20 protein-coding genes and 1 pseudogene are annotated in these 23,563 nt (G+C 53.4%); 19 read left to right on the forward strand and 2 right to left on the reverse strand.

All coding sequences use genetic code 11. The features are described 5' to 3' along the window. Positions 1-28: 28 nt before the first annotated feature. Positions 29-1,135 (reverse strand): glutamate 5-kinase, encoded by a 1,107-nt coding sequence (gene proB / locus M3G15_RS10260; RefSeq protein ID WP_260070814.1) that lies wholly within the window; start codon positions 1,133-1,135, stop codon positions 29-31. Between the two features lie 460 nt (positions 1,136-1,595). On the opposite strand from proB, the gene M3G15_RS10265 reads away from it, so the two are divergent. Further along, on the forward strand, positions 1,596-2,453 hold the full coding sequence (locus tag M3G15_RS10265) for a carbon-nitrogen family hydrolase (protein ID WP_009225914.1): 858 nt from the start codon (positions 1,596-1,598) through the stop codon (positions 2,451-2,453). Here M3G15_RS10265 and M3G15_RS10270 read toward each other — a convergent pair. Then, positions 2,444-3,367 carry a LysR family transcriptional regulator gene (locus M3G15_RS10270; RefSeq protein ID WP_009225915.1) on the reverse strand — a complete coding sequence of 308 codons (924 nt, stop codon included), beginning with the start codon at positions 3,365-3,367 and terminating at the stop codon, positions 2,444-2,446. The genes M3G15_RS10265 and M3G15_RS10270 overlap by 10 nt on opposite strands. A gap of 150 nt (positions 3,368-3,517) precedes the next feature. Here M3G15_RS10270 and lepB point away from each other — a divergent pair, with 150 nt between their 5' ends. From lepB to nifK, 18 genes and pseudogenes are all read left to right on the forward strand, one after another. Next, entirely contained in the window at positions 3,518-4,078 is a 561-nt protein-coding gene (lepB, locus tag M3G15_RS10275; protein WP_260070815.1) for a signal peptidase I, read from the forward strand. A gap of 172 nt (positions 4,079-4,250) precedes the next feature. Beyond that, entirely contained in the window at positions 4,251-5,174 is a 924-nt protein-coding gene (locus M3G15_RS10280; RefSeq protein ID WP_009225917.1) for an AEC family transporter, read from the forward strand. A gap of 45 nt (positions 5,175-5,219) precedes the next feature. Beyond that, positions 5,220-5,507, forward strand: coding sequence for a hypothetical protein (locus M3G15_RS10285; protein ID WP_260070816.1), 288 nt, complete (start codon positions 5,220-5,222; stop codon positions 5,505-5,507). 87 nt (positions 5,508-5,594) lie between these two features. Beyond that, a complete protein-coding gene (locus M3G15_RS10290) occupies positions 5,595-5,876 on the forward strand; it encodes a histidine kinase dimerization/phosphoacceptor domain-containing protein (protein ID WP_260070838.1) in 282 nt (93 codons plus the stop codon). 43 nt (positions 5,877-5,919) lie between these two features. Continuing rightward, positions 5,920-6,539: pseudogene (locus M3G15_RS10295) on the forward strand (LuxR C-terminal-related transcriptional regulator). A gap of 178 nt (positions 6,540-6,717) precedes the next feature. Next, positions 6,718-8,142 carry a 3-isopropylmalate dehydratase large subunit gene (leuC, locus tag M3G15_RS10300; protein WP_036645872.1) on the forward strand — a complete coding sequence of 475 codons (1,425 nt, stop codon included), beginning with the start codon at positions 6,718-6,720 and terminating at the stop codon, positions 8,140-8,142. Positions 8,143-8,167: 25 nt separating this feature from the next. After that, complete coding sequence (gene leuD / locus M3G15_RS10305; protein ID WP_009225922.1) at positions 8,168-8,767, forward strand: 3-isopropylmalate dehydratase small subunit; 600 nt, start codon at positions 8,168-8,170, stop codon at positions 8,765-8,767. A gap of 233 nt (positions 8,768-9,000) precedes the next feature. Further along, positions 9,001-10,515, forward strand: coding sequence for an N-acetylmuramoyl-L-alanine amidase family protein (locus M3G15_RS10310; RefSeq protein ID WP_260070817.1), 1,515 nt, complete (start codon positions 9,001-9,003; stop codon positions 10,513-10,515). 38 nt (positions 10,516-10,553) lie between these two features. Continuing rightward, complete coding sequence (locus tag M3G15_RS10315) at positions 10,554-11,171, forward strand: GerMN domain-containing protein (RefSeq protein WP_260070818.1); 618 nt, start codon at positions 10,554-10,556, stop codon at positions 11,169-11,171. 626 nt (positions 11,172-11,797) lie between these two features. Then, positions 11,798-13,270 (forward strand): N-acetylmuramoyl-L-alanine amidase family protein, encoded by a 1,473-nt coding sequence (locus tag M3G15_RS10320; RefSeq protein ID WP_260070819.1) that lies wholly within the window; start codon positions 11,798-11,800, stop codon positions 13,268-13,270. Positions 13,271-13,295: 25 nt separating this feature from the next. Further along, positions 13,296-13,895 (forward strand): GerMN domain-containing protein, encoded by a 600-nt coding sequence (locus tag M3G15_RS10325; protein WP_260070820.1) that lies wholly within the window; start codon positions 13,296-13,298, stop codon positions 13,893-13,895. Between the two features lie 74 nt (positions 13,896-13,969). Next, the gene (locus M3G15_RS10330; RefSeq protein WP_260070821.1) at positions 13,970-16,693 is read left to right on the forward strand and encodes an S-layer homology domain-containing protein; all 2,724 of its coding nucleotides are present in this window, start codon (positions 13,970-13,972) and stop codon (positions 16,691-16,693) included. Positions 16,694-16,804: 111 nt separating this feature from the next. Further along, a complete protein-coding gene (gene nth, locus M3G15_RS10335) occupies positions 16,805-17,482 on the forward strand; it encodes an endonuclease III (RefSeq protein WP_009225928.1) in 678 nt (225 codons plus the stop codon). Between the two features lie 30 nt (positions 17,483-17,512). Beyond that, positions 17,513-17,788 carry an NAD/NADP transhydrogenase alpha subunit gene (locus M3G15_RS10340; RefSeq protein WP_260070822.1) on the forward strand — a complete coding sequence of 92 codons (276 nt, stop codon included), beginning with the start codon at positions 17,513-17,515 and terminating at the stop codon, positions 17,786-17,788. Between the two features lie 317 nt (positions 17,789-18,105). Next, positions 18,106-19,551: a nitrogenase cofactor biosynthesis protein NifB gene (nifB, locus tag M3G15_RS10345; RefSeq protein WP_260070823.1), complete on the forward strand. Its 1,446-nt coding sequence runs from the start codon at positions 18,106-18,108 to the stop codon at positions 19,549-19,551. Between the two features lie 51 nt (positions 19,552-19,602). Next, complete coding sequence (gene nifH / locus M3G15_RS10350) at positions 19,603-20,469, forward strand: nitrogenase iron protein (protein ID WP_260070824.1); 867 nt, start codon at positions 19,603-19,605, stop codon at positions 20,467-20,469. Between the two features lie 64 nt (positions 20,470-20,533). Continuing rightward, positions 20,534-21,988 carry a nitrogenase molybdenum-iron protein alpha chain gene (gene nifD / locus M3G15_RS10355; protein ID WP_260070825.1) on the forward strand — a complete coding sequence of 485 codons (1,455 nt, stop codon included), beginning with the start codon at positions 20,534-20,536 and terminating at the stop codon, positions 21,986-21,988. After that, positions 21,985-23,514 (forward strand): nitrogenase molybdenum-iron protein subunit beta, encoded by a 1,530-nt coding sequence (gene nifK, locus M3G15_RS10360; protein ID WP_260070826.1) that lies wholly within the window; start codon positions 21,985-21,987, stop codon positions 23,512-23,514. The genes nifD and nifK overlap by 4 nt, the downstream gene beginning before the upstream one ends. Positions 23,515-23,563: the final 49 nt, after the last annotated feature.

Here is a 23,563-nt window from a genome sequence, read left to right on the forward strand (position 1 = left end):
TAAAATCCAGTGAAAAAGGATGGGGTGATTATGCTTTTAGCGAAATCCATTCGTCCCGGTGGATGACCTCCAGACGATGGACGCTGTCCAACTTCTTGAAGACCTCGGTGCTGGGGAGCCCGAGGATGTGATGGAGCTGTTCTGCATCATAATTGACGATGCCCCGTCCCAGTACCTCGCCGCCTGAGCTGACGACTTCTACGACGTCGCCGGTATGGAACTGTCCGCTGGCCTCTTTGACGCCGACCGGAAGCAGGCTTCGTCCACCGCGGATCAAAGCCTCCTCGGCACCGGCATCCACCGTCAGCGTCCCGATCGGGGTGGAGAAGAAGCCCAGCCATTGCTTCTTCCGCGGCAGCGAGGCACCATGAGCTTCGAAATAGGTGCCGTGCCCGTCGCCGTGCAAAGCGGCCAGCAGATCGCCAGGAGAGGCGACCTTTCCGACGAAGACCGGAACGCCTCCGAGCGAAGCGATTTTCGCGGCGTCGATTTTCGACCGCATGCCGCCTGTGCCGACGGATGAGCCGGCGCCGCCGGCGATGGCATAGATCTGGCCGGTGATTTCCGTGACCCGGCTGATGCGCTGGGCCTGCGGATCCATGCGCGGATCCTTGGTGTACAGTCCGTCCATATCGGTCAAGATCAGCAGGTGATCGGCGTGAATCAGGTTGGCGACGAGGGCGGACAACGTATCGTTGTCGCCGAATTTCAACTCATCGAGCGAGACGGTGTCGTTCTCGTTAATAATCGGCAACACGTTTCGCTTCAGCAGCTCTTCGATCGCCATGCTGGCGTTACCCGTTCGCTTGCGGTTCTGAAAATCGGACCGGGTCAGCAGCACCTGGGCCACGGTTACTCCGTGACGGGCCAGTTCTTCGCGATAAGCTTGCATCAGCAGCGCTTGACCAACGGCAGCCGAAGCCTGCTTCTCATACAGCAGCTTGGGCCGTTCGGGGTAGCCGATTTCGCGGAACCCGGCGGCCACCGCGCCGGAGGTCACAAGCAATGGCTGGTAACCGGCCTGAATCAGCCCGGCCAATTCGGATGCGTAATACGCAACCGCCTCCCGGTTTAATCCTCCTTCCGACGATGTCAGCGAACTGCTGCCAATTTTGACGACGATGCGTCGCAGCATGGGGATCACTCCTCAAACGATGAATAAAATAAAAAAAACTTTCGCCTTTGCATGCAAAGGACGAAAGTTTTGACTTCCGCGGTACCACCTTTATTGATGAGACGAGCTCATCCAACTTCAATGCCCGGTAACAGGGGCGCTGTCCGGCTTGTTCGGCCGGCCGCTCAGGGATAGGATTCGGAAAGGGCTAGCATGTAAATTCTTTCAGCCGGTGGAATTTACTCTCTGTCTCGCCGCGTGCTTTCGTACTGGTCCCGTCAATGCGTTTTCTCAAAAAAGTCCGTTTATGGTTCTCATTTAATGTAAGCATACCACGCGTCCCCTAGCATTGCAAAGGGAAAAGCGCCGAAATGGCGTAACCATCGCATCCTCCACTCCCATTCGCGTCCGTCTTGCGAATCCGCAGGGTCGCCATTATGATGAGACTTAGTAAATCGAAGCGTACGAAAGGCGGTGTGGGATGCCGGTGAATTTGGAGTCAAACCATGTGCAAAACCAAGCCCAAAACCAAGATCCTTCTCGTTCTAACCGATGGCGGATCGCCCTGATTCAATGCGATATCGTCTTAGGGCAACCCGAAGTGAACCGGGCCAAGCTCGAGGCGGCGATGGATCGGGCAGCTCGCGCTGCGGAGAAGCCGGACGTCATCCTGCTGCCGGAGCTGTGGAATACGGGATACGCCTTGACGGAAATTGGCCGGTTGGCCGATCCAGAGGGCCAAAACAGCCGGGCATGGCTGGCTGCCTTCGCCCGGCGTCATGGGATCCATGTCATAGGCGGCTCGATTGCCGAAAATCGCAGCGGTCAGGTCTACAATACCATGCTGGTATTTAACCGCAGCGGTGAAGAGGTGGCTGCTTACTCTAAAATTCATCTGTTTCGACTGATGGAAGAGGAGAAGTATTTGCAACCGGGGGAACGGAGCGTAACGTTTGAATTGGATGGCTTGCCGGCTGGGGCAGAGATCTGTTACGACATCCGCTTCCCGGAGCTGACCCGCAGCTTGGCGTTACGCGGAGCGAAGCTGCTGTTCGTGGCGGCGGAATGGCCGCTCCCGCGGCTCAACCACTGGCGCACGCTGCTCATCGCGCGGGCGATCGAAAACCAAATGTATGTCATCGCCTGCAACCGGACAGGGAAGGGCGGCGGCGATGAATTTTTCGGCCACTCGATGATCATCGACCCCTGGGGCGAGATTGTGGCCGAGGGCGGTGAAGCGGAGGAAATTGTCACCGGCAGCATTGACTTGACGTTGGTTGATCAAGTCCGCCGCCGTATTCCCGTCTTCGATGACCGCCGTCCGCTGGCTTACGATTGATGAAGCGTTTGGCGTTCCTCCATCGTCTTTTTAAACGTCTCAATAAAAGCCTCCGCTGCCTTGGACAGATAACGTCCTTTGCGGTAGGCGATGACCAGCGTCCGGCTTGGGGCCGGAGCGGCGAGAGGCAAATACGCCGGGATCAACTCGCTGCGTTTCGCCCGGGCGATAAACCGTGGCACCAGCGTAATGCCCATCCCGGCGGCAACCAGCGACTGCACCGTTTCGATATTGTTGCTTTCAAAGACGACGTTGGGCTCGAACCCGGCCTCCCGGCATAAGTCGGCGGTCATTTTGCGGAATCCCTGGCCTTTTTTGAGCACGATAAACGGTTCATTTTCCAGTTGCTTCATCTCAACGCCCTGCTCCAACACCCCGGGCGTTTTCGTCAGCGGATGGTCCGGGGGAACCGCCAGATCGATGATCTCTTCGCCAATCGGTTCGTAGGAGAGCGTTGGCTCCAGCAACGGCAGCGACAGGAGGCTGAGATCCGTGCCGCCTTCGGCCGTCAGTTTCTCCAGGTTCAAGGAAGTATCTTCCAACAGAGTCACTTGAATGTTCGGGTAGCTCGCTTTAAACGCCGGGAGCACGTAAGGGAGCAGGTGAGAGCCGGTAATCGGCATGCTGCCGACCACAACGCGGCCTGCTCTGAGCTGAGAGATGTCGTCCATTTCCTGACGGAGCTGGGCAACGGCGTCCATGATTTTTTGCGCGTGCGCGATAAAGCTGGCGCCGGCGTAGGTTAGCTCAACAGTACTCGTATTGCGTTGGAACAGCTTCACCCCGAGCTCCTGTTCCAGCTTGGACAGCTGCTGGCTTAGTGACGGCTGGGCGATATGAAGCTTGTCGGCGGCCCGGGAGAAGTTTTTTTCCTCGGCGATTTTTAACGTGTATAGAAGTTGACGAAGTTCCATAGAAATAACCCCTTTGGTTCTTTAAGAAATAACCCTTCTTTATCTTATAAGTATAACCTATAAGTCCACTATATCATATAGATGTTTGTATTGGTATGTGACTTGCCTTTATAATAAGAGACAAACATCAAGAGTGTGGAGGTTTTTCGCTTGAAACGGAAAACATGGTGGAAAGAACTCGGCGGATGGGGCTTCTCCATCGTCCTAGGCTTTGTACTTAGCATGATTATCGGCATTTTTATCATTCAACCTTATAAAGTTGACGGTCATTCGATGGAACCAACCTTAACGGACAATCAACGCATTTACGCTTGGAAATTTACGCATGTGCTGGAGAAACTGCCGGCTTATGGCGACATCGTCATTATCGACAGCCGGGTAGACCGGAACCGTACGTTCTGGGACGACGTGAAGGAGCATCCGATCATTACCTGGCTTTCCGGCAGGGAAGAGGACGATGTTTTTTACGTCAAACGCGTGATCGGCTTGCCCGGTGACACGATTGAAGTGAAGGACGGACACGTGTTCCGCAATGGACAACAACTGGAGGAACCCTACATCAAGGAGCAGATGGATCCAAGCGCGGCGCAGGTATGGCATGTGCCGGAGAATCACGTATTTGTGATGGGGGATAACCGGAACAACAGCAACGACAGCCGCAGCATCGGGCCGGTGCCGCTTGATCATGTGATGGGGATCGATTCGTTTTAGAAGCAGAGGTAATGGAGCAATCCGAAGCCGGGAAGTTTCTCGGACGGGTTGCTCTTTTTTTATTGGGGATGAGGTATAGGTTTTGTCTATCAACTATATTGTTTTCTAGTCTTGGACGATGGCTTTATCCGGCCGTTAAAATAGGAGGCAATTCAAAGAAGGGGGTGCTGTTATACTCCAATCGGTTGGATCGACGCTGCTAGGCGTCCTGGTGCCGCTTGCAGTTCCGGTTGCCGCCGGGGCATTGCTGGCCCGGTTTCGCGCCTGGGACACGAAGCCGCTGCTCACGTTGTATTTGTACGTGCTGAGCCCGGCTATCATCTTCGACACGTTGCGAAATGCTCATATTTCCTCGGATGAGCTGTACAGCACGATCGGCTTCGCGCTCGTTAACCTGCTGCTCATGTGGGGCATTGCCCAAGCGATCGGGAAGATCGCCCGGCTGGATCCGGCGGAGCAAGCCGGCCTGACGCTGATCTCCACCTTAACGAATAGCGCCAATTACGGACTGCCGCTCGTGCTGCTGGCCTTTGGCCAACTGGGTTTGGATAAAGCTTCCGTATACGTCATCACACAAATGATCATTGTAAATACGGCAGGAGTTTATTTCGCGGCACGTTCCCAGTTTTCTGTCCAAAACGCAGTAAAATCGGTGTTTACCCTGCCGGCGGTGTATGCGGCGGCGCTGGCCGTGTTTCTAAAATGCTTTGGGCTTCACCTGACCGCCGGGCTGGAGCAAGGTATTGCCATGGTCGCGGACGCTTATTCACCGGTGGTGCTGACGATCTTAGGCGCACAAATGATGAAGGTTGGGCGGCCTGAGGCGAAGCAGGTAAGGCCAGCCGCATTTTGGACGGGCACGGCGATCCGTTTGTTATTGGCACCGTTTGTGGCTCTTGCGGCATTAAAGCTGCTGGGCATTTCGGGCCTGCTGTTTTCCGTCCTGTTCATTCAAGCCTGTATGCCGGTTGCGGTTAATGCCGTTGTGCTGGCCGAGCGGTTTGATGCCGCTCCTGGTCTAGTGTCCAAATGTATCGTATGGACGACCCTCGCTTCCTTTTTGACGCTGCCGGCGTTGATCGTGCTCGTCCAGTAATGACCGGATCGGGCGGCATTGGGCCTGCTCCTCGTGATCACTGGAGTGAATTTGGTATGGTATCAGGATTGGGAGTTGGTATATTTCCTAATCCTCGTCGTGTTTTATGCGCTGTTCCGTTTGATTTTGCCGAAGCCGCTGTGGCCTGCACTCCTGACGCTGCTTATTACGGCGGTCCTTTTCATACACTACGGCGCCTTGAACCTAACGGGTATCATCAGCTACATCTCCCTTGCGATCCTGCTGTACTCCGTCATTCGCCGGCGCATGCTGCGTCAAGAAATGCATGAGCGAAATCTCCGCCTATATGGCAGAGCTGCGGAAGGCGTATGATGAACTGCAGGAGGCTTCCGTGACGTCCATGCGTTTTGCGGTCTTGGAGGAACGTACGCGCATCGCGAGGGACATCCATGATTCTGTATAGGTCATAGTCTCACGTCCTTGATCGTCCAGCTCCAAGCGCTGCGGTTCATGGTCCGGCAGGATCCAGGACGAGCGGAGCAAACGATCGATGAGATGTTGGTCGTAGCGCGCCAGGGGCTTCAAGACATCCGCAACTCCGTCCATGCGCTGGCTGATGACGCCTCGTTCTCCGGCAAAACGGCCTTAAACGCCCTGTTGTCACGGCTGGAAGCCTCATCCGGAATTCGTTGCGTGATGCAAGACGAGCTGCCAGACGGGGATCTGGGAGACAAAGTATAGCAGGAGCCAAACCACCAGTATACGGAAGGAAAGGAGGAGCCCCATGACAGAATCATACCGGATTAAAGTGATGCTCGCCGACGATCAGAACATGATTCGTCAAGGCTTTGGCGATATTCTCAGCTTGCAGCCCGATCTGCAGTTGGTTGGTGAAGCGGGAAATGGGAACGATGCGGTCAAAATGGCTGAGGAACTGCGTCCGGATGTCATTCTGATGGATGTACAGATGCCGTTCATGGACGGTATCGAAGCGACAAAGCGGATCATGAAGCAGCAAGCAGGGGTTAAAATCGTTATTTTGACGACGTTTAAAAGACGCGGAAGCAAGCGACATGATCGAAGCGATCCGTGCCGCCTTATCGCGGGGAAGCCATCTATAAGACGAAACTCGCCTCCGGCGCCCTGCAGGAAGCGATTGCCAACGCATCGCCGTCCGCTCCTCACAACGTGCAGGCAGTAAAGCTTCTGGAACCGTTGACCGAGCGCGAACGGGAGATTCTCCAGGAGATGGCCTACGGGCTTCGTAATGAGCAAATTGCGGCCAAGTTGTTTATTACCGAAGGAACGGTAAAATCTCATGTCCACCGAATCTTGCAGAAGTTCGGCTGCGAAGATCGGACACAGGTGGTTGTGATGGCGCTGCGGGGCGGATTGGTTCAATGACCGGACGCTTCTTTTTTGTGCCACTTATAAGTTAAACCTATTGCATTTATAGATATTATATCTTGGAACAATTAACACGATCATGTTATATTGGATTCAACATTCAAGGCCGGAGGGAGCAGCAATCTGCACTTTTGCCTTGATCACGTGTACGAATCCTTCTGTGGGGTGATTGATCATGAGCAGCAAAAAGACAATGTACGAGAAAATTTGGGATAACCACGTCATCTATCAAGAGGAAGGCAAGCCGAGCATTCTCTATATCGATTTGCACCTCGTTCACGAGGTGACTTCACCGCAGGCGTTTGAAGGTCTGCGCCTTAGCGGACGCAAGGTGCGCCGCCCGGAATTGACCTTCGCTACGATGGACCATAACGTTCCTACCAAAGACCGTTATAACATTACCGACCCGATCTCGAAGCAGCAGATCGATACGCTGGCCAAGAATTGCCGCGATTTTGGCATCACCTTGTACGACCTCGACACGATTGACCAAGGCGTCGTGCACGTTATGGGGCCGGAGCTGGGCCTGACACATCCGGGCAAGACGATCGTTTGCGGCGACAGCCACACCTCCACGCACGGTGCGTTTGGTGCGCTTGCTTTCGGGATTGGTACGAGTGAGGTTGAGCACGTACTGGCAACTCAATGCTTGCAGCAGGCGAAAGCGAAAACGCTGGAAGTCCGTTTTGTCGGCAAACGTAAACCAGGGGTAACTGCAAAGGATATGATCCTCGGCGTTATCGCCAAGTATGGCACGGATTTTGCTACCGGCTATGTTATCGAGTATACGGGTGAAGCGATCCGGGAGCTGTCCATGGAAGAGCGGATGACGATCTGTAACATGTCGATCGAAGCTGGAGCAAGAGCAGGCTTGATTGCCCCGGACGAAACGACGTTTAATTACCTGCGGGGCCGCGAGCATGTGCCGCAGGGTGCAGCGTTCGATCAGGCGGTGGAGGAGTGGAAGAAGCTGGCTACCGATGAAGGTGCAACTTACGACCGTGTCGTCGAATTCGACGTGGATTCGCTGATTCCGCAAGTTACCTGGGGAACGAGCCCTGGGATGGGTACGGGGATCAACGGCGTGGTGCCGAACCCGGCCGACTTCGCAAATGAGAATGAACGGAAAGCCGCTGAGAAAGCGCTGGAATACATGGGCTTAACACCAGGTACACCGATGACGGATATCGCGATCGATTATGTCTTTATCGGTTCCTGTACGAACGGCCGGATCGAAGACCTGCGTGCAGCAGCGGAAATCGCTAAAGGCTACAAGGTTTCCGACAAAGTTACGGCGATCGTCGTTCCAGGCTCGGGCCGCGTGAAGCTGCAAGCGGAGAAAGAAGGTCTCGACAAAATCTTCAAAGAAGCGGGATTCGAATGGCGTGACGCAGGTTGCAGTATGTGTCTGGCCATGAACCCTGATGTCTTGCAGCCGGGTCAACGGTGCGCTTCGACCTCCAACCGTAACTTTGAAGGACGGCAAGGGCGCGGCGGCAGAACACATCTGGTTTCTCCAGCCATGGCGGCAGCAGCGGCGATCAAGGGTCATTTCGTCGACGTGCGTGAATGGGAAATCAAGAGTGAAGTCCTGAGCTAATCGAGGGAAAAGGGGAGAATCGACGATGGAAGCATTTGTGAAACATACTGGAATCGTAGGTCCCGTGGACCGTGTTAACGTAGATACCGATGCAATTATACCTAAGCAATTTCTGAAACGGATTGAGCGTTCTGGATTTGGCCAGTTTCTGTTCTATGAATGGCGGTTTGACACGGAAGGGAACCCCAATCCGGAGTTCGAATTAAATAAACCGCGGTACGCGGGTGCGTCCATTCTGATTTCACGCGTCAACTTCGGTTGCGGCTCCTCGCGGGAGCATGCGCCGTGGGCCATTTTGGATTATGGATTCCGTTGCGTGATTGCACCGTCTTTTGCGGATATTTTCTATAACAACTGCTTTAAGAACGGTATCCTGCCGATTAAGCTGTCGGAAGAACAAGTGGAGGAGCTGTTCCAACGCACGGCAGCCCATGAGGGATATAAACTGACGGTGGATCTGGAGCAAAAAACGATCACCGACGAGTACGGCTTGAACATCAGTTTTGATCTGGATGAGCACCGCCGCCAGTTTTTGCTGCAAGGCTTGGACGATATCGGCTTGACGCTCCAGCACGAAGATTTGATTGCGGCATACGAGAAGAAGAAATTTGCGCATTTGGCTTAAACCGTCTGAACTTGGCGGGAAGCCCCGGCTGCGACATGCAGCTGGGGCTTTTTTTGTCAATCTATGAAAATATAAGTCTATCAGCCCCGTGTTTTTTCTGATATTATGGAAGTAATTAGCAACGTTTTAGGAATGTTGGCGTTTACAATGCTCGCTGGATCCCATTCTGGTGGCGTATCCGTCAATGAGATTCTTGATTCGGCAAAATACGAGGGTGGGGTAGGGATTTACGGATGAAGAAACTCGGCTTATTGATGTTTATGTTGGTTGGTTTGCTCGTGTTTCCGGGATTGGCGAACAACGCCTACGCCGCCTCGGCGGAGTCATCCGGGACACATATCGTGTTGGACGGCCAGGAGCTTGAGCAGCCTGCCGGTGCCCAAGCGGGGATCGTGAGGGGCAACGTGATGGTGCCGCTGCGCGTCGTTGCCGAAGGTTTGGGTTATCAAGTCGCTTGGGAGAAGAAGAGCGGCACGATTACGATCACGCAGGAGGGCACCGAGCTCAAGCTCACGCTGGGTCAGGACACCGCTTATGTTGACGGTCAGTTGGTCAAGCTGAGTAATGCTCCTTTTCTGCAGGGAGACTCAACGCTTGTTCCGCTACGTTTCGTTGGTGAACAGATGGGCATGAAGGTCAGCTGGGATAATGCCACGAAATCCGCTTACTTAACCAGTCCTGCGGGAGGTTCCGCCGCCGGTGTTGTTCCGGGTACGGCCAGCCAAGCCCCAGGGTCGGAGACTCCGAACTCTGTTCCGGGAGGGCAGCCAATAGCGGGGGATGACGATACATACGACCCGGGAGCTTCAACCGGGAACCAAGCTGAGAGCCCTATCGCGTTGATCCAAGGCATCAGCTTTAGCGAAAATCGTTTGATGTTTGCTGTTTCCGGCAGCGTCACCCCGAACGTATTTAAAATGAGCGGTCCCGAACGTCTCGTCATAGATATTCCCAACGCCGACTTTGCTCCGACCTTCGGGGACGTTCATCCTTTGGACTCAGGCCGGAATGGTCAATTTGCCGTCAGCGATTATCCGGACGTCTCCCAGATCCGCTATTCGCTGTTTAGCAAATCGCCGTTTACTGTTCGGATTGTAATCGATTTGAACCGGAGCGTTGAGTTTACGGCCACGAACCTTGACGATGGCCTTGTAACCGTCGACTTGACAGCAGCCGCAGGCGTACCGAATACCAGCACGGGCGGAAGCGGCCGACCGCTGGTTGTGATCGATGCGGGGCATGGCGGGAGCCAGCCTGGGGCAATCAGCGTCACCAAGAAACAGGAGAAGGAGTTTACGCTGGCTGTGGCGCTGAAAGTCGAGGCGCTGCTGCAGCAGGAAGCCGGGTTGGAGGTGATCCTGACCCGTACGACGGACGTCACCATGTCGCTCCAAGACCGGGTTAAGGTGGCCAACGATCGCGGGGCTTCGGTGTTCGTATCGATCCATGGAAACAGCATCGATCCTCCAAGCAACCCCAGCGGTTCAGAAACGTATTACACCCGGGACGAGAGCATTCCGCTCGCCAATGTCATGCACCGGCATTTGGTGAAGGCAACGGGCTTGGCGGATCGCGGCGTCAGAAAGAGCAGCCTGCATGTAACACGGGAAACGAAGATGCCGGCCGTGCTGCTTGAGGTGGGGTATCTCAGCAATAAGACCGATGCCGGATTAATGTACACGGAGGAATTTCAGCAGCGTGTTGCAGAAGGTATTGTCGCGGGTATTAAAGAATATCTGGGCTTATAATCGATAAGAGAGGCCGAAACGACAAGGAGGGGAGCGGCATGAAAAGAAAAGTGGCGGTATTGCTGGCTTTGGTGGCTATGCTGGGGGTTGCCGCAGGGTGCGGAAACAAGCCGGCGGCTTCACCTCCGGAGAATGAGCATCTAAGGGAAACCGCCCTAAGCAGCGGGGCGCAGCAAAGTGAAACACAGATGCAAGAGGTGCAAGGGCCGGTCAACGGTACCGGCGAATCGGGGGATCCCCAAGCTGGTGCGCAACAAACGGGGGCGGAGAAGCTGACCATTCAGGTTTATTTTACAGATGATGAAATGATGGAGCTGAAGCAGACGCCGCGTGAGATTGAATTTACAGCGGACCATAGCAAATACGAAAGCGCCTTTGAGGCGCTGCAAACGGCAGATGACAGTCTGTTCTCCCTATGGGAGAAGGTGGTCCTGAATACGGTGAAGTTCGTACCGGAGAGCGGGCTACTAACGATTGATATTCACTTGCCGGACGAAGCGCGCCTTGGTGCGGGTGGGGAGTCGCTGGCTATCGAAGCGCTGAAGAACACGATGTTCCAGTTTGATGAAGTCCAGCAAATCGAGTTGACGGTGGATGGTCAGCAAGTCGAATCGCTGATGGGCCATGTCGATCTGGAACATCCGATGACCCGGTAAGCACGAAATCAAAGAGCGCGGAAAGGCCGCCGTGTGAAATGTAACGGAACTCAAGAGCCGTTAACAGACTATAGCCAGCCTAGTAAATCCATTTGAGGATTTGCTGGGCTGTTTTTTTGCTCTGGCGGCAATAGCGGTACTTTGTGGCCTTATTCCATGATTTATACCCGCTATCACGACAATAGCGGTAATTCATGGCCTTATTTGTCCAGGATCGCCCCATTATCCTGCTTTTTTCCCCCTTCCCACGAAAATAGCGCCCAAAAGTTCCTCTATTTTTGCCAAATCCCCTTCCTTGTTGGAGATAGCGCCCTTTTATGGTGTTATATTCCCCGGCCTACGCAAAACTTCGGCCGAGCGCGGGGTTCGAGGATAGGACGTCGCTTGCCTATCATGATAACGGAACCTAGAGACGCTAGTAGCTGGCCCAGCGTCCAGCGTCTCTCTTTCCCATCCAGGAAACCTAGGATTTTCGTAGGAAACACTGGCAAAAGTTAAGCAGAAAAATGCCAGATTTTCGCAACTTTCCAAGCGGTTTGGCGTCTAATATGTCGTCTGGTGATGTCGAAATGGAAGTGAACACCCACGGCATCATAAGGCAAAAATTCTAAAGGTAGGGGTGACGGATGAAGAAAAAAAGTTTGGTGACGCTCATGTTCGCCTGGTTGCTTCTCTTCGTAATGGCGCAAACAGGACATGCTGCGTCCGGCAGTACGAGTATTTATCTGGATGGGAAAGCACTCGCTTTGCCCGAAAATGGACAAGTCCAAAATGTGAATGGAAATGTGATGATTCCAATTCGTGTCGTCGCGGAGGAGCTAGGTTTTGACGTCAACTATGAGAAGAAGACGCGCACGGTAACCATAAAGCAATCCGGTACAACGCTTATTCTCGTCATTAATCAAACAACCGCTTCCGTCAATGGAAGCGAGGTCAAACTGCCCGTCGCGCCGAAGCTTGCCCAAGATACTACGCTCGTACCTATGCGGTTTGTCGGAGAGCAAATGGGGCTGCAAGTGGCTTGGGATAACACAGCTAAGGCTGCCTATTTGACGACGCCAAGCTCTGGCAGTGGAAGCGGAAATACCGGCAATGCCGGGTCTGGCAACAACACCGGGAACGGCAACGGAACCGGAACCGATGGGCAGCAGCCGGGAACGGTTGTACCTCCGGCAGATACCAGCAATTTGGCGAAAGTGACCGGAATCGCGTTTGATAACAACAGCCTGATGATTGCGGTCGATAAGAATGTGACGCCTAATATTTTTACGATGAGCGGCCCGGAACGGCTCGTGATCGATCTGCCGCAAGCTCAATTTGCCGAAGCGTTGGCTGGAGGCGCACCGCTGGATGCCAGCAAGAGCGGGTCCATTGAGGTAACGGAATACCCTGATGTTTCCAAGGTTAGATACGCGTTGTTCAGCAACAATCCATCGACGGTTCGAATTGTATTGGATTTGAACCATAAGGTGAATTACCAGCTGGTCAATGAGAATGACGGCTTGATTTTCGTCAATTTGAACACGGATCCAAGTCAGGGCGGAGGAACCTCCGGCGGCAGCGGGAAGAAGACGGTCGTACTGGATGCCGGTCACGGGGGAAGCGACCCGGGCGCCATTAGTGTTACGAAGAAGAAGGAAAAAGACTTTAACCTGGCGGTCGTTCTGAAGGTGAAGGAACTGCTGCAAAATGATCCGAACATCAATCTGGTGCTAACGCGCGAGAGCGATACGTATCCGACGTTGTCTGACCGGGTGAAGATTGCCGAGAACGTTAAAGCGGACATTTTTATCTCCGTACATGCGAACTCCGGCTCTGCTTCGGCCAGCGGCGTGGAGACCTATTATACGCGGGCAGCCAGCCTGGATCTGGCGAAGGTCATGCATAAGCATCTGGTTCAAGCTTCCGGCTTGGCCGATCGCAAAGTCCGTACGCAAAGCCTGCACGTGACCCGGGAAACGACGATGCCGGCCGTGCTGCTGGAATGCGGGTACTTAAGTAACAAAAACGATGATGCACTGTTGGCAACCGATGAGTACCGGAGCAGAGTTGCCCAGGGTATCGTTGACGGCATTAAAGAATATCTCGGCCTTCAGTGATCGCCGGGCGAAGGAGGAAGTCACCGTGAACAGAAGAAGAAGAAGCATCATCCTTGGAATCCTGGTACTTCTGCTCGCCTTGAGCAGCGGCTGCGGGCAGAAACCGCAGGCCGCTCCGAATAACGGAGCGGGGAATGCCGAGGCCAACCAAGGAAGTGTGCAAGTACCAGACGAGGCTACGCCGCAAAATTCCGATTCGACGCAAGGAGCGGACGAAACGAATGCACCGCAGCAGATGACGGAGAGCATCGAGGTTTATTTTACCGATGATCAGATGCTGGAGCTAAGCAAAGAGAGCCGCGAGATCTCTTATCCAGCGAAGCAAGATAAATATTTGGCAGCCCTCAAAGCGCTGCAAGCTCCTAGCAATGCGAGCCAGTTCTCCCTATGGGGCAAAGCGGAGTTTCATTCCGCCGATTTCAAGGAAGGAACGGTAACCGTTGATTTGACGCTGCCGGATGAAGCGCGCCTTGGAGCAGGCGGGGAAGCGCTGGCGCTTGATGCGCTGAAGAACACGTTGTTCCAATTCGACGAGGTGCAAGCGATCGATGTGCTGGTTGATGGCTCTCCCGTGGATACTTTGATGGGTCATGTCGAACTGACGCATCCATTAGTAAGAAATTAAGGGATTGGGGAGGAACTCGCCCGTCCGCCGTCGAATGGTTTAAGGAGATCTTTTTTGTAGAAAGGAAGAATTTGATGGCATCCTATAAACGCACGTTTCAACGCAGTACCCGGAAAGCGGTCTCCGCGATGCTGGTCACGGCCATGTGCTTGGGCGGGACGACGGCGGCATTCGCCGAGGAAACGCCGGCTGTAACCACCTCGCAAAGCGTTGCGTCGGTATCCTTGTTTAGCGACGTACCGAACGGTTTTTGGGCGGAGAAACATATATACAAATTAGCAGCTGAAGGCATTCTGCTAGGCGATGCCGGCAAGTTCCGTCCGGGCGACAACGTCACCCAGCAGGAAGCGATTACGATGGCGATCCGGTTCATGAACCTGGATTCGCAACTGGGCAACGGTGCCGGAGCTCCGGCAGATCTGAAAGTTGGCAATTATTTTAAACCTTATTTGGAGCTGGCACTGTCGAAAAATTTGATTGACAAAAACGAAGAGCTCGCATCCACGAAGGAAGGCGAAGCTTGGGGTGAGAAGAAGGCTTCCCGGGAATGGGTGGCCAAGCTACTCGTTCGCGCCTTGGGTAAAGACGCGGAAGCGAAAGCCTCCGCAACGCTGCCAACCGGCTTTGCCGACCAAACCAGCATCTCCGCGAACGCGCGAGGATACGTTAATGTTGCGGTTCAACTGAAGCTGACCAACGGGGTGGAGGGCAACCGGTTCGATCCACTGGGCAAAGTCACGCGAGCCCAAATCGCAACCTTCTTTAGCCGCGGCAGTGAATACGTAAACCCGGGCTATGCCAACGTCTACGAGGGGATTGTTACCGAGCTTACGGGCAGCAAGCTGACGTTGTATACGAACGGACAGCTGAAGAGCTTTACGTTGGATAACCGTTCGGTCTATTTCACGAAGGATTCCGAAACGAGAACAACGCAAAGCGCCTTGAAGCTGTATACGAAAGTGCTGGCCGTGGATAAGGTGGGCTCAGCCGCATATGTAGAAGTAACCGATCCGAACCAGCAGTTGGAGCGCTCGGAAGGAACGTTGCTGCGTGTCCTCGGGAATAACCAGTTGCTATTATTGGTCAATAACAATCCGTTGACGTTGACCTATGACAGCAATACCACTTTTGTGGATCAGTACGGGAACTCCATTAAAGTCAGCGACTTAACGCCGGAGAGCACGGTAGTTGTTCAACGTGAGACATTTACGTCTGACAAGAAGCCGGTGATCATTCAACTGCAATCTGTAGGGAATGTATCCGGCAGCGGTACGGTTTCGAAAATTGATCTTACGGGTAAGAACATTACGATCAAACTTGCTAACGGCAATGAAGAAACGTTCAAATTCAACGATAAGACGATTTTGCTCTACCAAAATCAAGTTCTGAATCAGATGGGCGAAGTGAACGAAGGGGCATCGGTTACGTTTGAAGTGAAGGACGGCGTGCTGGACTCCTTGGTTGTGACCCAAGCGACAGAACGAACGGTGACCGGGACCTTGCTGGATCTCGTTGGCGATACGTTGCTGAGCTATACGAATGCAGGCGGACGTGACGAAATCAAGCGGCTGGCGAAGAACGTGACTGTGGAAATCAACGGGATCGCTGATGCAAGCCTGGACGATCTGATCACCGACGAAAAGGGCGGGGACAAGGTCGAATTGACCCTGAATCCTGACGACGAAGTGACGAAGATCGTAGTTACGGGGCGTCAATCCGAGAAATTGGAGAGCGCAACGGTGATCAACTACGATACGAAAACCAAGGCGCTTACTGTCTTGGATGCGTCGGAGAAACCGTATGTGTTCGTGATCGATGAGAAGACGAAATACAGCTACAACACAACGAATCCAACATTATCCGGTCTGGAGTCCCAGCTATCCAAAGGACGCAAAATAGATCTGACCGTTGTCGGCTCTCGCGTCGTTAATGTGGATGTGACCTACAAGTACGAAGGCACTTATGTATCGGCCAATACCTCATCGAAGAAAATTACGATTTTGCAGAACAATGGCAAAACCGTAGAAATTCCTTATCAAGGAACAACGCCGACGATCAGCATTTATGGTAAAGCGAACGCCTCGCTGGCCGATCTCAAAGCCGGGGATGCGGTTACCGCGATGCTGACGGCGAATCAGGACGCGTTGCAAACGTTGGCGGTGAAGAGCTCCATCCAGTTTGAAGTCGTTTCGGTAAATACGGCAAACAGCCGCATTCGGGCGACGGCGAACGGTGTGACCTCCGAGTTCTATGTGGATCAAGCTGTACTGCTTGGCGAAAATGGCGGGGCGATTAAAGTCAGCGATTTGAAGGCGGGCCAAACAATTAACGTTACGTTTAACGGCCAAACGGCGATCTCGCTGCAAGTCGTGAAGCTGACGTTAGGGAAGGTTCAAAGCGTTGATGGTTCGACCTTGCTGGTAAAATCTTTTGCCGGGAACGTGGAAACCTATTCCTTAGCGAGCGGCGTGAAGGTTCAACGTGGAACGGAAGTCAGCACAAGTGTGACATCGCTAACGACCAGTGATCATGTTGAGGTTCGCAAAGATACAAACGGAGCGGTTGTCGTTAAGGTGCTGACGCCGCAAGAACGCAAATTCTCCCGTTACGACGGGGTAAGCAAGGAAATTATCGTCTTGCGGTCCTCCACGTCTGACAACAATTATCGCTTTGCGGTAACAGCGGATACGTATATTCACCAAGGTGACACGACAATATCCGTGCAATCCCTCCAGATTAATGATAAAATTGTTTTGTATTTCAACGGAGACAAGCTGGTTGAAGTCGAAAAGCAATAATCATTTTTCGTGAGATCAACCGTCTTGATGCGGGATGTTTCCCGAGTCAAGACGGTTTTTTCGCGGATAAAACCATGCGGCCAGCAGGGCCTCCAGGAAAGGAGTGGAGACATGAACGCGGCTGATGTCCGCCATATTTTAGACACCATCGGTGCCATGTTTCCGGATGCGCGCTGTGAGTTGAACCACGAGAATGCCTTTGAGCTTACGATTGCCGTCCTCCTGTCCGCGCAGTGCACCGACGCTACGGTAAATAAAGTTACGGCTGATTTATTTAAGAAGTATAAAACGCCGGAGGATTACGTATCGGTTCCGCTGGAGGAACTGGAACAGGATATCCGCAAAATTGGCTTGTACCGCAGCAAAGCCAAGCATATTCAAAGTTTGTGCAGAATCTTGCTGGAACGGTACGGCGGAGAGGTGCCGAGAGAACATGAGAAGCTGGTTGAGCTGCCCGGTGTTGGGCGTAAGACGGCAAACGTTGTCGTATCCAATGCCTTTGGCGTTCCGGCGATCGCCGTTGACACGCATGTGGAGCGCGTCAGCAAACGGTTAGGTTTGGCCGGGTGGAACGATTCCGTTCTCGAGGTGGAAAAGAAGCTGATGAAGCGGGTGCCTAAAGAGGAATGGACATTAACGCATCATCGCTTGATCTTTTTCGGAAGGTATCACTGCAAGGCGCAAGCCCCCAAATGTGATGTCTGCCCGCTGCTTGACGTTTGCCGGGAGGGCAAAAAACGTATGAAAACGCCGCAAAACAGAAAACCTAAGAAAAATGCGGCAAAATAAGATAACCCATAGGTGAGGATGAGAGACCATATGAGATGCATTTCTGTGTATACCGACAACTTTGAACAGTTCTCGGACGTATTTGAGCAAGTCCTTGATTTGAATTTAGGTGAAAACGACGAACGTGAAGTGGAAGGGTTAATGGTCAGCGACTCCGGTGAAGTGCCTGAGCATTACTTGGGGCGGATGTCGGCGAAACCTGAGGTCGTCGTCATGAAGGATAAGACGCGCGGCATCACGATTTTGCAGCATGGCAAGGTGTTTGAAATTTTGCTTCCGACGGAAACGGCGGAGGTTGTGAGTTAAGCGGGACATCATCCCCAAGTTTTGACGAAATCCCCTGTGGGGGTTCGCAGATTGCGCGAACCTCTGCAGGGGATTTTTTTTGATTGAGAATCACAAATGTAAACGAATCCATGTTACTGACATGTCATGATATCTGACGCAAATTATGGCCGATTTGTGGATTGAACGGAAAATGACCGGAATTTGGTGAGATGTTAATTGACGCTTAATTAACACAAACCTATGATTAAGATAAATTTTTACAGTTTCATTTGTTGTTTTCATTGGGAGATGCGAGAATCTGACATGAAGTGAACATGAGGAAAGGGGAGATGCGTATGGTCCGTACAAGCGAGACCTCGAGCAACGGGAGTACCGTCAGGCATCCTTGTTATAGCGAGGAAGCGCACCGTTATTTTGCAAGAATGCACGTTCCTGTAGCGCCGGCCTGCAACATTCAATGCCTTTATTGCAATCGCAAATTCGACTGTGCCAATGAAAGTCGCCCTGGGGTAGTGAGCGAATTAATGACGCCGGAGCAAGCCACGCGCAAGGTGGCAGGCGTCGCCTCGCAGCTCCTTCAGCTGTCGGTTGTCGGTATTGCCGGTCCAGGGGACTCGCTTGCCAATGCAGAGCAGACTTTTCGAACGTTCCGCGGCATACGGGAAGCCGTTCCGGACGTCACGCTTTGCCTTAGTACGAACGGGCTTAATCTGCTGAAGCATATCGAGGAGATCGTCCAGCTTGGGATCGAACATGTCACGATTACCATGAATGCCGTGGACCCGGAGATCGGGAGCCAAATTTACGGGTGGGTCTATGACGAAGAAGAAGGTCGCAAATACGAGGGGAAGGAGGCGGCCGGCTTCTTGATCTCACGGCAGTTGCGGGGAATCCAAGCTTTAAGTGAGAAGGGCGTACTCGTAAAAGTCAACTCTGTCCTGATTCCGGGAATCAACGACGAGCATCTGCCGATGGTATCAAAAACGGTGAAGGAATTAGGCGCCTTCATGCATAACATCATGCCTCTGATCATCGCACCGGGCAGCCGTTACGAGCAAGAGGGGCGTCAAGCTCCAACTCCCCGTCAGCTCCATGCCGTGCAAGCGGCCTGCGGGGATGAGGGGGCAAGGATCATGCGGCATTGCAGGCAATGTCGGGCGGATGCGATCGGGCTGTTGGGCGAGGACCGCAGCGGCGATTTCACTTGGGAGAAGCTGGAGTCCGCACCGCCGCTCGATCTGGATGCCCGCCAAATGCTGCAAAAGGATCTGGAGCAGAAGGTCAGGCAGCTGCAAGAACGCAAAAACTCGCAGACCGCTGCCGGGAAGCGGGCGAGATCAAGCGCATGCGCATGTCAGGGAGATGAATTCCCAACCCGCAGGGAGGAAGCGGGAAACGAGTTGCTGCGCGTAGCTGTCGCTTCCCGCGGCGAAGGGCGGGTAAATCTGCATTTTGGGCATGCCAAAGAGTTTATGGTGTATGAAACCGATGGAGAAACCGTCTCGTTCCTCGGCATCCGAAAAGTGCAGGCCTATTGCCGAGGTCGCGCCACCTGCAACGGGGATAAGGCCGCCACGCTCCAGGAAATCGTCGTCAGCCTGAGCGATTGCACTGCGCTGCTCTCCACGGGGATCGGCAAAGCGCCGGAAGCGAAGTTAAGGGCGGCGGGAATCCTTCCGCTGGTCAAACCGGGTCACATCGAGGAGTTGATTCTGGAATACGCGAAATACGAGCATTACTTGCGAGCGCCCAAGCCCCAAAAGATACCTGGACGCGCATAAATCACCGGATAACTAAACCAAATTTTAATCATAAATAGGGAGGTTTTAATGATGAGACAAATTGCATTTTACGGAAAAGGCGGGATCGGGAAGTCCACCACATCGCAAAATACATTGGCCCAGCTGGCCAAAAAGTTCGGTCAGAAAATCATGATCGTTGGCTGTGATCCGAAAGCGGACTCCACCCGATTGATTCTCAATACCAAGGCCCAGCAAACCGTGTTGCACATGGCTGCGGAACGAGGATCGGTTGAAGATCTCGATCTGGCGGACGTTATCCAGGAAGGGTTTGGGGGGATCCAATGCGTGGAATGCGGAGGACCGGAGCCCGGCGTCGGCTGTGCGGGCCGCGGCATCATCACGGCGATTAACTTCCTGGAGGAGGAAGGAGCGTACGACGGATTGGATTTCGTTTCGTACGATGTCCTGGGCGACGTCGTATGCGGCGGGTTTGCGATGCCGATCCGCGAGAAAAAAGCCGAGGAGATCTATATCGTTTGCTCCGGCGAAATGATGGCGATGTACGCCGCTAACAACATTGCCCGCGGTATCTTGAAATACGCCAACAGCGGTGGCGTTCGGCTGGGCGGCTTGATATGCAACAGCCGGAACACGGACCGAGAGGATGAGCTGATCACCGAGCTGGCGCGACGCTTAAATACGCAGATGATTCATTTTGTCCCGCGGGATAATGTCGTGCAACATGCCGAATTGCGGCGTATGACCGTAACCCAATACAACGCGGCTCATGCGCAAGCTTCCGAATATGAGCAATTGGCGGACAAAATCCTTCACAATGACATGCTGACGATTCCGACACCGATCAGTATGGAAGAATTGGAAGACTTGCTGATGGAGTTTGGAGTGATCGAGAACGAGGAGTCTGCTGCTGCAGCCCCTTTAAAAGCGGCGCAATAACGTAAAGCTGGCCCAAATCGGAGCTAATAGAAGCCTATAGATGTAGAGTGAGGGAGGTTGGAGGATGGGAACAACGGACGTGGTTCAAAACCGGCGGCATGTGGAGGAGATCCTGGAGGTCTTCCCGGAAAAAGCCGGCAAAGAGCGAAAAAGGCACTACGAGGTGATGGAGGAGGACTATAAGCAAGATTGCGGCAAATGTGCGATCAAGTCGAACGTCAAGTCGCGTCCGGGCGTTATGACCGTCCGAGGCTGCGCTTATGCCGGTTCAAAAGGAGTGGTGTGGGGACCGATCAAGGACATGGTCCATATCAGCCATGGACCTATCGGCTGCGGCCAATATAGTTGGGGAACAAGACGAAACTACGCGAACGGTCTGCTTGGCGTTAATAATTTTACGGCGATGCAGGTTACCAGTGATTTTCAGGAAACGGATATCGTATTTGGCGGAGATAAGAAGCTGGAGGTCATCTGCCGGGAGATCAAGGAAATGTTTCCGTTGGCCAAGGGCATTACGATCCAATCGGAATGTCCGGTTGGGCTGATCGGCGACGATATTGAAGCGGTAGCCAAAAAAATGAGCAAGGAGCTGAACCTCCCGATCATACCGGTTCGCTGCGAGGGGTTCCGGGGCGTCAGCCAATCGTTAGGTCATCACATCGCCAATGATGCGATCCGTGATTTCCTTATGGGTCGAGCGAAATTGAAGGAATCTGGACCGTATGACGTCAATATCATCGGCGATTACAACATCGGCGGCGACGCCTGGGCTTCGCGCATCCTGCTGGAAGAAATGGGACTGCGGGTGATCGGCCAATGGTCCGGTGACGGCACGCTCCAGGAGATCATGACTGCGCACCATGCCAAGCTGAATTTGATTCACTGCTTCCGCTCCATGAACTATATGTGTGAGGTGATGGAACGGGAGTACGGGATACCCTCGATGGAATATAACTTCTTCGGGCCAACAAAAACGATCGAAAGCTTAAGAGCCATCGCCGCTCATTTTGATGAAACGATACAGGCCAACTGCGAGAAGGTTATCGCGCGTTATCAAGGGGAGATGGAGAAGGTCATCGCCAAATATCGGCCCCGGTTGGAAGGGAAAAAGGTGATGCTGCTGGTTGGCGGCCTTCGGGCCCGCCATACGATTGGGGCTTACGAGGATTTGGGTATGGAGATCGTAGCGACCGGCTACGAATTTGCCCACAAAGACGATTATCTGAAAACCATCCCTGAGCTGCGACAGGCAACGATCCTGATGGATGATCCAGGCGCCTATGAATTGGAGGAATTGGCTGGGCGATTAAACATCGATCTGATGGGAGCTGGCGTCAAAGAGAAGTATGTGTATCACAAAATGGGCATCCCGTTCCGACAAATGCATTCCTGGGATTACAGCGGACCGTACCATGGCTTCGACGGGTTCAAGGTGTTTGCTCGCGACATGGATATGGCCGTCAACAGCCCGGTATGGAAGTTGGTCAAATCACAGCGGCGAGAGGAGGTCACGGCATGATGGACGGGAAACCGGTTTTGGATCATAACAAGCTGTTTGAAGACGAAAAATATGTTCAGCAGCGGGAACGGAAACGGCAATTCGAAAACGGCTGTCCGGAGGAGGAAGTGCTGCAAACCGCAGCCTACACCCGATCCAAGGAATATGCGGACAAAAACTTTCAACGTCAAGCGGTTGTGATTAACCCGGCTAAAGCCTGTCAACCGCTGGGTGCGGTGATGGCGGCGCTGGGATTTGAGAAGACGTTGCCGTTTGTACACGGTTCTCAGGGCTGTACTGCTTATTTCCGCAGCCATTTGGCCCGGCATTTCAAGGAGCCGGTGCCTGCGGTCTCCTCCTCAATGACGGAGGATGGAGCGGTGTTTGGAGGTATGCGCAACCTCATCGACGGGCTGGAAACCAGCCTCGCCCTCTACAAACCGGCAATGATCGCCATGAGCACTACGTGTATGGCCGAAGTCATCGGCGACGACTTATCGGCATTTATCGGGAATGCCCGCAAGGAGGGAGCCCTGCCTGAAGATCTGCCGGTTCCCTTCGCCAATACGCCTAGCTTCTCCGGCTCCCATATCAACGGGTATGATCATATGCTAAAGGCGATCTTGAGCTATTTGTACGATCAAACCGGTGCGCAATCCCAAGCCGGTTCCAATGAGAAGTTAAATGTACTGCTCGGATTTGAGCCGTATACGGGGAACTTTAATGAACTAAAACGCATCTTGGAGCTGTTTGGTGCGGAGTACACCGTACTTGGGGATCACAGTGAAAATTTCGATTCCGGTGCAGAGGGGACGTATACCTATTATTACGGCGGTACTCCGTTGGACGCTGTGCCAAAGGCTGCCGAAGCGAGGGGAACATTGGCGCTCCAAAAATACAGCTTGCGCAAAACACTAACTTACATGGAAGAGGCTTGGGAGCAGCGGGTGCTGTCCATGTATACCCCTTTAGGCATCGGTGCGACCGACCGCCTGCTTGAAGCGATGGCCGCGATGACGGGGCTGCCGATCCCGCAAAGCTTATTGACCGAGCGCGCGCGGGCTGTGGACGCCTTTACCGACTCCCATAATTACCTTCACGGGAAACGAGTGGCCATGGCCGGCGATCCCGATCTGCTGCTGGGGTTGATTGAATTTTGCTTGGAGCTTGGCATGGAGCCGATCCACATCGTCTGTTCGAACGGAGATCCGGAATTTGAGCAGGAGGCGCGGCTGCTTCTGGACCGCAGTCCTTACGGGGGCGAAGCGAAGGTGCATGTGGGCCGGGACCTTTGGCATCTGCGCTCCTTGTTGTTTGATGAACCCGTTGAACTTGCCATCGGCAGCAGCCATTTGAAATATGCGGCGAAGGAAGCCGGAGTGCCTTTGCTCCGGGTTGGATTTCCGATCTTCGACCGGCATCATCTGCAGCGATACCCGATTATCGGATATCAGGGGGCGCTGAATTTGCTTACGATGTTCGTCAATACCGTGTTGGAGCAATTGGATCAGCAAGCTCCGGCTCATAGCTTTGACCTTGTACGTTAAACGTACAGGGTCAAAAGGTGATTTAACGCGAGAGTAACGACACAACTTG

It is taken from the genome of Paenibacillus sp. p3-SID1389, from assembly GCF_025151705.1.
Classification (GTDB): Bacteria; Bacillota; Bacilli; order Paenibacillales; family Paenibacillaceae; genus Fontibacillus; species Fontibacillus phoenicis.

Bases quoted from the DNA above. Each gene is read 5' to 3' on its own strand.
- proB (WP_260070814.1), bottom strand. From the start codon at position 1,135: ATGCTGCGACGCATCGTCGTCAAAATTGGCAGCAGTTCGCTGACATCG.
- M3G15_RS10265 (WP_009225914.1), top strand. From the start codon at position 1,596: ATGCCGGTGAATTTGGAGTCAAACCATGTGCAAAACCAAGCCCAAAAC.
- M3G15_RS10270 (WP_009225915.1), bottom strand. From the start codon at position 3,367: ATGGAACTTCGTCAACTTCTATACACGTTAAAAATCGCCGAGGAAAAA.
- leuC (WP_036645872.1), top strand. From the start codon at position 6,718: ATGAGCAGCAAAAAGACAATGTACGAGAAAATTTGGGATAACCACGTC.
- leuD (WP_009225922.1), top strand. From the start codon at position 8,168: ATGGAAGCATTTGTGAAACATACTGGAATCGTAGGTCCCGTGGACCGT.
- M3G15_RS10310 (WP_260070817.1), top strand. From the start codon at position 9,001: ATGAAGAAACTCGGCTTATTGATGTTTATGTTGGTTGGTTTGCTCGTG.
- M3G15_RS10315 (WP_260070818.1), top strand. From the start codon at position 10,554: ATGAAAAGAAAAGTGGCGGTATTGCTGGCTTTGGTGGCTATGCTGGGG.
- M3G15_RS10320 (WP_260070819.1), top strand. From the start codon at position 11,798: ATGAAGAAAAAAAGTTTGGTGACGCTCATGTTCGCCTGGTTGCTTCTC.
- M3G15_RS10330 (WP_260070821.1), top strand. From the start codon at position 13,970: ATGGCATCCTATAAACGCACGTTTCAACGCAGTACCCGGAAAGCGGTC.
- nth (WP_009225928.1), top strand. From the start codon at position 16,805: ATGAACGCGGCTGATGTCCGCCATATTTTAGACACCATCGGTGCCATG.
- M3G15_RS10340 (WP_260070822.1), top strand. From the start codon at position 17,513: ATGAGATGCATTTCTGTGTATACCGACAACTTTGAACAGTTCTCGGAC.
- nifB (WP_260070823.1), top strand. From the start codon at position 18,106: ATGGTCCGTACAAGCGAGACCTCGAGCAACGGGAGTACCGTCAGGCAT.
- nifH (WP_260070824.1), top strand. From the start codon at position 19,603: ATGAGACAAATTGCATTTTACGGAAAAGGCGGGATCGGGAAGTCCACC.
- nifD (WP_260070825.1), top strand. From the start codon at position 20,534: ATGGGAACAACGGACGTGGTTCAAAACCGGCGGCATGTGGAGGAGATC.
- nifK (WP_260070826.1), top strand. From the start codon at position 21,985: ATGATGGACGGGAAACCGGTTTTGGATCATAACAAGCTGTTTGAAGAC.